The organism is Microbacterium sp. PM5 (assembly GCF_003293595.1).
GTDB lineage: Bacteria > Actinomycetota > Actinomycetes > Actinomycetales > Microbacteriaceae > Microbacterium.
In genome coordinates this window covers 1,320,350-1,332,726 of the sequence record NZ_CP022162.1, presented here as the reverse complement: position 1 = coordinate 1,332,726, position 12,377 = coordinate 1,320,350, and the positions used below count along the sequence as shown (strand labels likewise).

Annotated in this window: 11 protein-coding genes; 7 read left to right on the top strand and 4 right to left on the bottom strand. The window is 69.2% G+C overall.

The annotated features are described in order from the left end of the window. The first annotated feature begins 32 nt into the window (after positions 1–32). Together CEP17_RS06555 and CEP17_RS06550 are read left to right on the top strand one after the other, a co-directional pair. The gene (locus CEP17_RS06555; protein ID WP_204359866.1) at positions 33–1,499 is read left to right on the top strand and encodes a MinD/ParA family protein; all 1,467 of its coding nucleotides are present in this window, start codon (positions 33–35) and stop codon (positions 1,497–1,499) included. Beyond that, positions 1,499–1,990, top strand: coding sequence for a peptide deformylase (locus CEP17_RS06550; RefSeq protein ID WP_036286501.1), 492 nt, complete (start codon positions 1,499–1,501; stop codon positions 1,988–1,990). The genes CEP17_RS06555 and CEP17_RS06550 overlap by 1 nt, the downstream gene beginning before the upstream one ends. 60 nt (positions 1,991–2,050) lie before the next feature. Here the strand turns inward: CEP17_RS06550 and CEP17_RS06545 are convergent, their stop codons facing one another. After that, positions 2,051–3,886 (bottom strand): AMP-dependent synthetase/ligase, encoded by a 1,836-nt coding sequence (locus CEP17_RS06545; RefSeq protein WP_112931669.1) that lies wholly within the window; start codon positions 3,884–3,886, stop codon positions 2,051–2,053. 191 nt (positions 3,887–4,077) lie between these two features. On the opposite strand from CEP17_RS06545, the gene CEP17_RS06540 reads away from it, so the two are divergent. From CEP17_RS06540 to CEP17_RS06530, 3 genes are all read left to right on the top strand, one after another. Next, entirely contained in the window at positions 4,078–5,016 is a 939-nt protein-coding gene (locus tag CEP17_RS06540) for an ROK family glucokinase (RefSeq protein ID WP_036286497.1), read from the top strand. 66 nt (positions 5,017–5,082) lie between these two features. After that, positions 5,083–5,766, top strand: coding sequence for a lysophospholipid acyltransferase family protein (locus CEP17_RS06535; protein WP_005049096.1), 684 nt, complete (start codon positions 5,083–5,085; stop codon positions 5,764–5,766). 51 nt (positions 5,767–5,817) lie between these two features. Further along, the gene (locus CEP17_RS06530; protein WP_036286495.1) at positions 5,818–7,155 is read left to right on the top strand and encodes a 3-deoxy-7-phosphoheptulonate synthase class II; all 1,338 of its coding nucleotides are present in this window, start codon (positions 5,818–5,820) and stop codon (positions 7,153–7,155) included. A gap of 29 nt (positions 7,156–7,184) precedes the next feature. Here the strand turns inward: CEP17_RS06530 and pknB are convergent, their stop codons facing one another. Further along, the gene (pknB, locus tag CEP17_RS06525) at positions 7,185–9,110 is read right to left on the bottom strand and encodes a Stk1 family PASTA domain-containing Ser/Thr kinase (RefSeq protein WP_112931668.1); all 1,926 of its coding nucleotides are present in this window, start codon (positions 9,108–9,110) and stop codon (positions 7,185–7,187) included. Positions 9,111–9,200: 90 nt separating this feature from the next. Beyond that, complete coding sequence (locus CEP17_RS06520) at positions 9,201–10,223, bottom strand: LysM peptidoglycan-binding domain-containing protein (RefSeq protein ID WP_112931667.1); 1,023 nt, start codon at positions 10,221–10,223, stop codon at positions 9,201–9,203. A gap of 166 nt (positions 10,224–10,389) precedes the next feature. Here CEP17_RS06520 and CEP17_RS06515 point away from each other — a divergent pair, with 166 nt between their 5' ends. Continuing rightward, positions 10,390–10,737, top strand: a complete 348-nt coding sequence (locus tag CEP17_RS06515) for an Rv2175c family DNA-binding protein (RefSeq protein ID WP_005049107.1) — start codon at positions 10,390–10,392, stop codon at positions 10,735–10,737. An 18-nt stretch (positions 10,738–10,755) separates the two neighbouring features. Here the strand turns inward: CEP17_RS06515 and CEP17_RS06510 are convergent, their stop codons facing one another. Further along, on the bottom strand, positions 10,756–11,844 hold the full coding sequence (locus tag CEP17_RS06510) for a polyprenyl synthetase family protein (protein WP_112931666.1): 1,089 nt from the start codon (positions 11,842–11,844) through the stop codon (positions 10,756–10,758). 79 nt (positions 11,845–11,923) lie between these two features. Between CEP17_RS06510 and CEP17_RS06505 the strand changes: the two genes are divergently transcribed. Beyond that, a complete protein-coding gene (locus CEP17_RS06505) occupies positions 11,924–12,301 on the top strand; it encodes a DUF3040 domain-containing protein (RefSeq protein WP_036316616.1) in 378 nt (125 codons plus the stop codon). The last annotated feature ends 76 nt before the right edge of the window (positions 12,302–12,377 follow it).

The window sequence follows — 12,377 nt, the reverse complement described above, 5'->3', positions numbered from 1 at the left end:
CTGGAGCGGGGGCGTGAGTCGTCCCGCGAGCCATGGGGGTCGGGACCCCGCCCCGCGGCCCGGCGGTGACGCCGCGGCTGCGCCGTCCCGAGGACGACCCGAATCGGCCGGAGCCCGACGGCGCCGGCCCGGAACTGGAGTGTGTAGCCGTGCCTGACCGCAACGAGAATGCGAGCGAGGACGCCGACAACGGCGTGCTGGAGAGCGTGACCGGCGCCGAGACGACCGGGATCGGCATCGTCGAGGGAGCCACCGCGCAGATCGACGTCGCCTTGCCCGTAGCGGTCGACGATGACGACTTCGACGACGACGTCGTGCTCGATGACGAGGTCGAGATCCATGAGGGTGTCGTCGAGGAGGTGGACGCCGTCGCCGCATCGGCAGTCGCCGAGGAGGTCGAGGAGGCGGTTGATGCGTCGGCGCCCGATGCGGCGGCGATCGCGCTCACGTCGGCTTCCCTTGCGACCGCGGATGCCGCTCAGCACGAGCGCCTGCGGCCGCGCACGTCCGAGATCACCCTGCAGTCGCGCCGACTGGGCGACTTCGAGGCGGGGCGGGAGAGCTCCGATCTGCTGACGCCGGATCGGCTGCTGGATCCCGCCCACGCGGTGCGCCCGGAGCCCGACGGTGCGTGGCAGCACCTCGTCTACACGCTGTCGGGACGTCGGATCAACCTCGGCGACAGCAAGCGCGCGCGTGCGCGCAAGGCTCTCGACCGGCGCATTGCGGCACCGTTGCACGGAGGAGCGAAGTTCGTCCCCGTGCTCTCGCGAAAGGGCGGTGTCGGAAAGACCACGATCACGACGCTGCTGGGCATGGCGCTCGCCGATGCCCGTGAGGACCGGGTGATCGCCGTCGACGCGAACCCCGACCGCGGCACCCTCGCCGAGCGCATCGGGCGCTCGAGCGGCAAGACGGTTCGCGATCTGGTGCGAGCCCACGCCGACGTCCAGGGGTTCAACGACATCTCCGAGATCGTCGCCCGCGATCACACTCGGCTCGACATCATCGCTTCCGACACCGATCCGCATGTGTCCGAGGCCTTCAACGACAGCGACTACGACGCGGTCGCCGATGTCGCCGCGCACTTCTACTCGCTCGTGCTCACCGACACCGGCACCGGCATCGTCCATTCCGTCATGGGGGCGACCCTCGCGCGCGCCGATCAGCTCATCGTCGTCGCAGGGCTGAGCGTGGACGAGGCGCGCCTGGCCTCGGAGACGCTGACCTGGCTGGAGAGCAACGGCTACGCCGATCTCGTGCGCTCCGCCGTGGTCGTGCTGAACACGGCACGTCCAGGCGCTGCACTCGTGCGGGCGGGTGAGCTCCAGTCCCACTTCCAGACACGGGTCGGGCACGTGGTCCGCGTGCCCTACGACGCGCACATCGCATCGGGCAGCGCGATCGTCTTCCGTGACTTGCAGCCCGAGACGCGCGAGGCTGCGCGCGAGCTGGCCGCCATCGTCGTCGAAAGCCTGCGTCAGCGGGTCGCCGCCTGATGGCCGTCCGCCCGATCCGCCTGTTCGGAGACCCCGTCCTGCGCGCTCCCAGCGCGTCCATCGACGTGATCGACGACGGCATCCGGTCGCTCGTGCAGGACCTGCTCGACACGGTCGAATTGCCCGGCCGTGCGGGAGTGGCGGCGCCGCAGATCGGTGTCGGTCTCCGCGCCTTCAGCTACAACATCGACGGAGACATCGGGTACGTGTTGAACCCGGTGCTGACCGAGGTGTCGGGTGAGCCGGCGCTGGTCGGTGAGGGATGCCTGTCGGTGCCCGATCTCTGGCACGAGACGCTGCGCTATCCCTGGGCTCGCGTGGTCGGCATCGATCTCGACGGCGACGAACTCGTGCTCGAGGGGGAGGGACTCATGGCGCAGGCGCTGCAGCATGAGACCGACCACCTCGACGGCATGCTCTACATCTCGCGGCTCAGCCCCGATGAGCGCAAGATCGCGATGCGTCGCATCCGCGAGTCCTCCTGGTTCTGACCTCGGGAGATGCGACGGCGGGGCGGTCCATCCGGGCCGCCCCGCCGTCGCGTCTCGAGATCAGCCCAGCGACACGTTGGTCGTCGTCACCGGCACGGTGTAGATCTCCTCGATCTCGTTCGCGAAGTCGTTCAGGATGACATTGCGCTTGATGCTCATCTTGGGCGTGAGATGTCCGCTCGCCTCGGTCCATTCGCTGTCGAGGATCGTGAACTTGCGGATGGACTCGGCACGCGAAACGTTCTTGTTCGCGATGTCCACCGCACGCTGCACCTCGGCGCGCACCTGCGGGTTCTTCGCGGCATCCGAGAGTGACATGTCCGCCGGGAGGCCGTTGTTCGCCAGCCAGGCCGGGAGCATCTCGGGGTCGAGGGTGATCAGCGCCGAGATGAACGGCTTCTGGTCGCCCACGACGACCACCTGACCGACGATCGGGTTCGCTCGAATCGGGTCCTCCAGTGCCGCGGGAGCGACGTTCTTGCCGCCGGCGGTGACGATGATCTCCTTCTTGCGTCCGGTGATCGTGAGGAAGCCGTCGGTGTCGAACGCGCCGATGTCACCGGTCTTGAACCAGCCGTCGTCGAACGCGGCGGCCGTGGCATCGGGGTTGCGCCAGTACTCCTTGAAGACGTTGACGCCCCGCACCTCGACCTCGCCGTCGTCGGCCAGACGCACGCCGACGCCGGGGAGCACCGGCCCCACCGTGCCGATCTTGGACTTCGTCGCGAGGTTGACGGTGGCCGGCGCCGTCGTCTCGGTGAGTCCGTAGCCTTCGAGGATGGTCACGCCGAGGCTGTGGAAGAAGTGGCCGAGACGGGGGCCCAGGGGGGCGGACCCCGAGACGGCATAGGTGACGCGTCCACCCATGGCTTCGCGGAGCTTGCCGTAGACGAGCTTGTCGAACAGGGCGAACTTCACCTTCGTGCCCAGCGGGATCTTCTTGCCTTCCTGGAGCAGTCGGGAGTGCTCGATCGCCGTGTGGGCCGCGGCGCGGAAGATCTTTCCCTTGCCGCCGGCCTCCGCCTTCTGCTCCGCAGAGTTGTAGACCTTCTCGAAGACGCGGGGTACGGCCAGCAGGAAGGTGGGCTTGAAGGAGCCGAGGGCCGGCAGCAGCTGCTTGGTGTCGGGCTGATGCCCGGTCTTCACGCCGGCGTGCACGTCGAGGATCGAGATGAAGCGGGCGAAGACGTGCGCGGTCGTGATGAACAGCAGTGTCGATGCGCCGCCAGGGGTGTTCATGACCTCGGCCAACGCCTTGGCGGCGTTGCGAGAGAGTTCGACGAAGTTGCTGTGGGTCAGGACACAGCCCTTGGGGCGTCCCGTGGATCCCGAGGTGTAGATGAGTGTGGCGATGTCCGAGCCGACGGCGATGCGACGACGACGCTCGATCTCGGCATCTTCGACGGTGCCGCCGCCCGCGCGGAGCGTGTCGAGGTCGCCGGCCTCCATCGACCAGACGTCGCGGACGAGCGGCACCTCGGAACGGATCTCCGCGATGCGGGCCGCGTGCTCGGCCGATTCGCCGAGCACCGCGACGGCGCCCGAGTCGGACAGGATCCAGCTGATCTGCGCCGCCGAGCTCGTCTCGTAGATGGGCACCATGACGGCGCCGGCGAAGAAGAGGGCGAAGTCCACGAGCGTCCACTCATACGTGGTGCGGGCGATGAAGCCCACCTTGTCGCCCGGGGCGATGCCCGCGGCGGCGAAGCCCTTCGCGAGCGCGATCACCTCTCGTTCGAACTCGGCGGCGGTGATGTCTCGCCAGCCGTCACCATCGGGGACGGCGAACAGGGCCAGGGACGGTGTCGCCTTGACGCGTTCGACGAGCAGATCGGCGATGTTGGCCTGCGGTTCGGCGGGAACGACGGCGGGGACTTCGAACTGTACGGCGCTCATGGGCGGCAACTCCTTCGGTACCGGGTGGCGTCGGCGATCGACGGCTGGAATCGAGTCTAACTCCTGGTGGAACTCAGTCCCACAGAAGACAGCGTCGCCCGAAAAGCACGGCCTGCCCCGACCGTGGGTCTGTCCTGTCCACACTAGACTCTCGGATGCCGTGCCGCCCGGGCCGGCCGGAAGGGAGCGCCGTGCTCAACGTCGGCATCGACATCGGGGGGACGAAGATCGCCGGAGGTGTCGTCGACGACACGGGTGCGATCATCGAGCGCGCCCGCGTCGCCACGCCGGTGGACACCGGCGAGCTCGCCGACGCCGTCGCCGCGATGGTGCACGAGCTGGCCTCGCGTCACGAGGTCGCGGCGGTCGGTGTCGCTGCGGCGGGCTACATCGACCGCAGTCGGTCGGTGATGCTGCTCTCGCCCAACATCGACTGGCACGACGAGCCGTTGCGTGCGCAGTTCGAAGCACGCATCGGCCGTCCCGTCACGCTGGAGAACGACGCGAACGCCGCGGGGTGGGGCGAGTATCGCTTCGGAGCGGGTCAGGGATCCACCGACATGGTGATGGTGACCCTCGGCACGGGCGTGGGCGGCGCCGTCATCAACGACGGACGTCTCCTCATCGGTGCCAACGGCAGCGCGGCGGAGCTCGGTCACCTGCGGTTCGTCCGCGGTGGTCGCCCGTGCGGCTGCGGACAGAACGGCTGTCTCGAGCAGTACGCGTCGGGGCGCGCCCTGCAGCGCGAGCTGGGTGACATCGCCGAGGCCGGGGGCATCGGCGAGCGTCTGGCCGCGCACCGCGATGCGGACGGCATCGTCCACGGGCCCGACCTGGCGCGCCTCCTCGCCGAGGACGACGCTGGTGCCGTCGAGGCCGTGCGCCGCGTGGCCACCGCGCTCGGAGAGGCCTGCGGAGCCTTTCAGGCGGTTCTCGACCCCGACCTCTACGTCATCGGCGGCGGCGTCGCCGACCTCGGCGAGGTTCTGCTGGAGCCCACGCGGCTGGCGTACGAGACCTCTCTGCCCGGCTTCGGCAATCGACCGACCGCGCGCTTCGTCACGGCGACACTCGGCAACGATGCGGGGATGGTGGGCGTCGCCGATCTCGCCGGGCTGCGCAGCCAGTGAGCCGTCGGGATATCCTCGTCGCATCGTGGACACGGACAGACGTCACAGAGAGGTGAGTCCCGCCTGATGTTCTACTGGGTCATGAAGTACATCGTGATCGGGCCGATCGTCAAAGCGATCTTCCGACCTTGGATCGTCGGGCGGACGAACGTCCCGTCGTCGGGAGCCGCCATCCTCGCGAGCAACCATCTCTCCGTCAGCGATTCGATCTTCCTGCCCCTCATGATCGACCGGCCGATGAGCTTCCTCGCCAAGAGCGACTACTTCACCGGCACGGGACTCAAAGGCTGGGCGACGCGGATGTTCATGAAGGCGACGGGCCAGATTCCCGTCGATCGCACCGGAGGCAAGGCGTCGGAGGCATCGCTGAACACCGGACTGCAGGTGCTCGGTCGGGGCGACCTGCTGGGCATCTACCCGGAGGGCACCCGCAGCCCGGACGGCAAGCTCTACCGCGGACGCACCGGGCTCGCGCGCATGGCGCTGGAAGCACGGGTGCCGGTCATCCCCGTCGTCATGGTCGACACCGACGCCGTCATGCCGATCGGCCGCACCATCCCGCGCGTCGGCCGGGTGGGCATGGTGATCGGAGAACCGCTCGACTTCTCACGATTCCAGGGCATGGAATCCGATCGGTACGTCCTGCGCTCCGTCACCGATGAGATCATGGTGGCGCTGCAGCGGCTGGGGGAGCAGCAGTACGACGACGTCTACGCGTCCACGGTGAAGGAGCGCGCAGCGCGCGCGTGAGCCGTCGTCATGCGGCATCCGCGCCGTCCGGGTCGCCACTAGACTGAGCGGATGCCCACCCTGCACGCCGATCTCGATCACTGGCGCACGCTCCCGATCAAGCAGCAGCCCTCTTGGACCGACCTGGATGCCGTCGCCGCGGTGTCGGCGGAGCTGGCCACACTGCCGCCGCTGGTCTTCGCCGGCGAGGTCGACAACCTCCGCGACCGCCTCGCGCGCGCGGCATCCGGCCAGGCGTTCCTTCTGCAGGGCGGTGACTGCGCCGAGACCTTCGCCGGCGCGACCGCGGAGCAGATCCGCAACCGCATCAAGACGGTGCTGCAGATGGCCGTCGTTCTGACCTACGGTGCCTCGATGCCCGTCGTGAAGATGGGGCGGATGGCCGGCCAGTTCGCCAAGCCCCGCTCGAGCGACACGGAGACCCGTGGCGACGTCACCCTGCCCGCGTACCGGGGCGACATCGTGAACGGCTATGACTTCACCGAAGCCTCCCGCACCGCAGACCCGCAGCGCCTGCTGAAGGGGTACCACACGGCGGCATCGACCATCAACCTCATCCGCGCGTTCACGCAGGGCGGATTCGCCGACCTTCGTGAGGTGCACAGCTGGAACAAGGGCTTCGCGCAGAACCCGGCCAACCAGCAGTACGAGCGTCTCGCAACCGAGATCGACCGAGCGATCAAGTTCATGGAGGCGGCGGGCGCCGACTTCGACGAGCTGCGCCGCGTCGAGTTCTACACGGGGCACGAGGGTCTGCTGATGGACTACGAGCGCCCCATGACCCGCATCGACTCGCGCACCAGCACGCCGTACAACACCTCGGCGCACTTCCTGTGGATCGGTGAGCGCACGCGCGAGCTGGACGGCGCCCACGTCGACTACTTCTCGAAGATCCGCAACCCCATCGGCGTGAAGCTCGGCCCGTCGACGTCACCGCAGACGGCGCTCGAGCTCATCGACAAGCTCGATCCCGAGCGCGAGCCGGGCCGGCTGACCTTCATCACGCGCATGGGTGCCGGCAAGATCCGCGATGCCCTTCCGCCGCTGCTCGAGGCCGTCCGCGATTCCGGTGCGACACCGCTGTGGGTCACCGACCCCATGCACGGCAACGGCATCACGACCCCGACCGGCTACAAGACGCGTCGCTTCGACGATGTCGTCGACGAGGTGCGCGGCTTCTTCGAGGCACACCGTGCGGTCGGAACGTTCCCGGGCGGCATCCACGTCGAGCTCACGGGTGACGACGTCACCGAGTGCCTCGGCGGGTCGGAGCACATCGACGAGGCCACTCTCGCGACGCGCTACGAGAGCCTGTGCGACCCGCGCCTGAACCACATGCAGAGCCTCGAGCTCGCCTTCCTCGTCGCCGAGGAGCTCGAGAAGCGCTGATCCGCGCCCGCGCGGCGTGCGCGTCCGGCTCAGCCGGTGGAGCGGACCGTGATCTTGGTCCCGGGGAGCTGCATGGTGCCGGCGGCGGGGCTCGTGCTCGACACGGTGAAGATTCCCCACACGATCTCGGGGAGGGCGGTGCCCGGTTCGAATCCCGCCTGCTTCAGCTGGTCCATGGCCTGCGCGACCGTCTTGCCGGTGACGTCGGGGACGGCGATCGGCTGCGGTCCCTTCGAGACGACCAGGGTGACGGTGTCGCCCGGTCGGAACGGCGCGCCGCCGTCCTTGTCCGCGATCCGGATCACACGGCCCTCGGCGACCTCGTCGTCGTAGGCCTGCGTCGTCGTCGCGCCCAGCCCCACGGCCTTCAGCGCCGACGTGGCGGCGTCGACCGTTTGGCCCGAGACGTCGGGCACCGGCCCCGCAGAGGTCTCGAAAGCGACGCTCGAGCCCTCCAGTGCCGTGCAGCCCTTCGAGCAGTCCACCGCGGCGCCGCCGCCGGGCGGGGTGATCGATGCGCTCACCACGGTGCCTGCGGCGGAATCGGTGAAGATCTGGGTCGGATCTCCCGACGGGGTGATGTAGAAGGTGTCGAGCGCGGCGGTGGCCGCATCCACGCTCTGTCCCGCCAGGGCGGGGATGTCGTGGGATGCCGGGCCCAGCGAGACCACGACGATCACGGCGCTGTTCTTGTCGACGCGGGAGCCGGCGCCGGGGTCGGTGCGGATGACGAGATCGACGGGCACGTCGCGGCTGTGATCCTGCGCCGGCGTTGCGGTCAGCCCCTCAGCAGCGAGGGTGGCCGTCGCGGCGTCCAGAGTGCTCCCCGCCACGTCGGGAACGCCGACCTGCGAACCGGGTCCGGATCCGAACCACCAACCCGTGCCGCCCGCGAGCACGGCGAGCAGCAGCACGAGCACGACCAGCCATCCGCCGCGTCGCGCTCGGCGGCGGCTGCGCAGTCGCAGTCGCGTGGAGTTGTCCACCGTCTCGGTGACCGTCGGGGCCGTGAAGGTCCCCGGCATCACCTTGGTGAGCTCGCCCGAGTCGACTCCGTCATCGACCGCGACCACGCCGGCGGTCGGCGTTCGGACCACGTGAGGGTAGACGCCGAGTTCCTTCTCGATCTCGCGCAGGCGGTCGAGCATCGCGCGCGCGTCGACCGGACGTTCGTCGGGATTGCGCTCGGTCGCCCACATCACGAGTTCGTCGAACTGCTCCGGGACGCCGGGGTTGCGCGCGCTCGGGCGCGGGACGGAGTCGGTCGCGTGCTGATAGGCGATCTGCATCGGCTGCTCGCCCTTATAGGGCTGCTCGCCGACGAGCATCTCGTAGAGCATGATGCCGAGGGCGTAGATGTCACTGCGGGCGTCGGCGGTTCCGCGGGTGACGAGCTCGGGCGCGAGGTACGCGATCGTTCCCAGGAGCATCTGTCCGGTGGCCGTGTTCGCACTGGTCGCGCGCGCGAGGCCGAAGTCGCCGATCTTGATCCGCCCGTCCTCAGCGAGCAGGACGTTCTCGGGCTTCACGTCGCGGTGGACGATGCCCGCGCGGTGCGCGGCCGCGAGGCCGGACAGGACGGCATCCATGATCGTGATCGTCTGAGGGATGCTGAGGCGCTTCTGCTCTCGCAACAGCTCGCGCATGGTGATGCCGGGGAGGTACTCCATCACCAGGTACGCCATCTCGCCGTCCTGGCCCTGGTCGAAGACGTTGACCACGTGGGGGTCGGCAAGGCGCGCCGCCGCGCGCGCCTCCTGGATGAAGCGGCTCTGGAAGACCGTGTCATCGGAGAGATGGCTGTGCATCACCTTCAGGGCGACGCGGCGCTCGAGGCGCAGATCGGTCGCGACGTACACGGTTGCCATCCCGCCGCGCGCAATGCGAGCGCGGACGCGATACCGCCCGTCGACCAGGCGGCCGATCAGCGGGTCGGTCTGCTGGCTCGTGCTCACCCTGCGATTCTAGGGAGCCGGAGCGCTCGGGCCCGGGAGCGGCTCACCCCTCACGGCATGTGCGCAGGCAATGCCACGACGCACTCGCTCTCAGTCGAGTGCCGCGAGCCACGCGTAGGCGGTCTGCTCCCACGGCCCGTAGCGCTCCGGATACGCCGAGACCTGCACGGACTGGGCGGCGGCGCCGAAGTCCATCGACTCCCATCCGGGCACGTCCAACAGTCCGCGCGTGATGAGGCCGTCCGGGCCCGAGACGCCTTCGAAGAACGCGGTGGTCGAGCGCACAGGGTCGCGCACCTGATCGGGAGTGCCCCATCCGGTGCTCGGGCGTTGCTGGAACAGCCCGAGCGAGTCGCGGTCACCCCAGTCCAGATTGCGGATCCACGACTCGACCATCGCCGTGGCCAGAGCGATCGCGATGCCGCGATCGGGGACGCCCAGTTCGCGCCCGACCCGGATGATCGTCCGCGCATTCGCGGTCTGCTCCGCGTCGAGATCGGTGGCCGGCGCCGTTGCGGGCAGGGGTGTTTCGACCGCGGCGGGGGTGGCCTGGAGCACGGCGGCCGGCCCGGGGATCGCGAGGGTCTGGCCGGGGTAGATGATGGCATCCCGCCCCAGCCCGTTGGCCTGCAACAGGGCATCGAGGCTCACGCCGTGCGCGTCGGCGATGGCCCACAGGGTGTCACCCGCGTTCACTCCGTAGGTCGCGGTCGCGCCGGTCGACGTATCGGCCGTCGCGACCGGAGCCGAAGACTCCGCGGCCGGGGCGATCCCGCCGGGAAGAACCAGCACTTGCCCGGGATGGATCACCGTGGTGGCCTCGAGCCCGTTCGCCGCACGCAGTGCGGACAGCTCGATTCCGACCCGTCGGGAGATATCCCACAGCGTGTCGCCGCTCTCCACGGTGTAGGTAGCCGGTGCGACCGCCTGCCGGGCGGTCGTGAGGGGCGTCGGCGCGCCGATGCGCGTCTGATCGCGGGCGGCCGGACGCGGATCGGCCGTCGCCGCCGAGGCCGGCGCGACGCTCAGGGTCAACGCCAATGTGCCGATCGTGCCGATCACACCGGTGGTGGCCGCGCGCGCCGCGCTCGGGCGGTGGTCGAGTCGTGACAACGGTCTTCTCCTTGTTCGCACCCGTTTCCTACCGACGACACCGTGTCATGGAAGTAAATTCATGTCAACGGGTGCTATAAGAAGTGACTTCTGCGACAGAAGTGACTTCTGCTTCGACAGTCTCGATCTCGTCAACGCTGCGGCCTCGAGATGCGATAGTGGAAGGGTGACCGACGACATCGTCCCCGCGTCCACCCGCTGGCTCACTCTTCCCGACCTCGTCGAGGTTCTCGATGAACCGCTCGGTCGCGTGCGCCGGCTGCTCGACGACAAGCACCTGATCGGCTCACGTCGCGGCGGCGCGTTCGCCGTGCCGGAGATCTTCATCGTCGACGGGCATCCGCTGTCGTCGCTGCGCGGCACGATCATCGTGCTTCAGGACGCCGGGTTCACCGACGACGAGGCCATCGATTGGCTGCTCAGCGAGGAGGACTCCATCGGCCAGGCGCCCATCTCGGCCCTCCGTCAGGGGCGCAAGAGCGAGGTCCGCCGCGTCGCGCAGACGCTGGCCTGACACCGAGCACGACCCGCCTCACGCCGTACGGCTGATGGATGCGTCGGCGAGTTCTCTCAGCTGGTCCAGCGCCGACGACGACAGTCGTGCACTCTGCAGGGCGTGCTCCGCTTCGCCCGCGTAGGCGCTGATCGCCGATTCGACGCGCGCCAGCGCGTCGGTGTCGATGATGCTCTGCTGGATCTGGGCGATCTGCTCGGCAGTGAGGGCGGGATCGCCGATGAGGGCGTCGAGCGCGGCACGGTCGTCGGGGGCGAGCGCCTCGCGGGTGTAGGCGATGAGCAGCGTGCGCTTGCCTTCGCGGAGGTCGTCGCCGGAGGGCTTACCGGTGACGGCAGTGTCGCCGAAGACGCCGAGAACATCGTCCCTCAGCTGGAACGCCAGTCCCAGCGGATGACCGAAGGCGGCCAGAGCCGCCGACTGCGTGGCGTCGGCTCCGGCGAGCGCCGCACCCAGCAGGAGGGGGTGCTGGATGCTGTAGCGCGCGGACTTCAGTGACGCGACGCGGAGGGCGCGCTCGGCGTGTTCCTCGTCGGGGGCCGTCGTGAACGCCGCCTCCTCGGCGATGTCGAGGAACTGGCCGATGGTGACCTCCCGGCGCATCAGGGCGTAGACCTCCCGCGCGGATGCCGCGTGCGGCGCACGCGCCAGTCCCTGCTCGAGCAGGTCGTCGCTCCAGGCGACGAGGAGATCGCCGAGCAGGATCGCCGCCGACCGCCCGAACGCCGAACCGTCGCCCACCCAGCCGGACCCCGCGTGCGCCGCCTCGAGAGCACGGTGTGCGGCGGGCTGTCCGCGCCGCGTGTCGGAGTTGTCGATGATGTCGTCGTGGACGAGCGCCGCGGCGTGGAAGACCTCCAGTGCGGCGGCCGCATCGAGCACGGTGTCGGGGACCTCTTTGACGTCGGTGTCGACGCCCGCCACGGCCAGCCATCCCGTGACGCAGAACCGCGCTCGTAGACGCTTTCCCCCGGCCAGGGTGCGCGTCGCGGCATCCAGGAAGACCTGCGCTTCGGGGCCGGCGTCCGCCCACGCGAGGCGCTGCGCTGTCACGAACCTTGCCAGTCGCTGGGAAATGGCCTCGATCGGGTCGGCGGAAGCGTGCACGGGCCTAGCCTAGTTCTCGACCGCACGCGTAGAATCGACCGCACGAGATGCCGGTCCGAAACGGCGAGGAGGGGGCAGCATGCCGCTGTCAGAGCAGGAGCAGCGTCTGCTCGATGAGATGGAGCGCCATCTCATGAACAAGGACGCAGACGTCGTGAGCGCGTCCCGAGACGGCCGCACCCTCAGCTATCGCAACATCGTCTACGGCACCATCCTCGTGCTCGTGGGTCTCGGAGGCTTGATCGCGGGTGTGTCCACGGGCATCATCGCCATCGGCGTGATCGCCTTCCTTGTCATGGTGGCCGGCGTCGTGCTCGCCGCCACCCCCGCCAAGGGACTCGCTGCGCTCAAGACCTCGCCGGAGCACAAGGGGCAGCGCAAGCCGTCCCGCACCGGATCCTCATCCTTCATGGACCGCATGAACGACCGTTGGGACCGCCGCCAAGACGGATCCTGACCGCAGCGCCGCGCACGACGCGAAGAGCACCGACCACGAGGTCGGTGCTCTTTTTTTGTGACCGGCGACGGCGCTG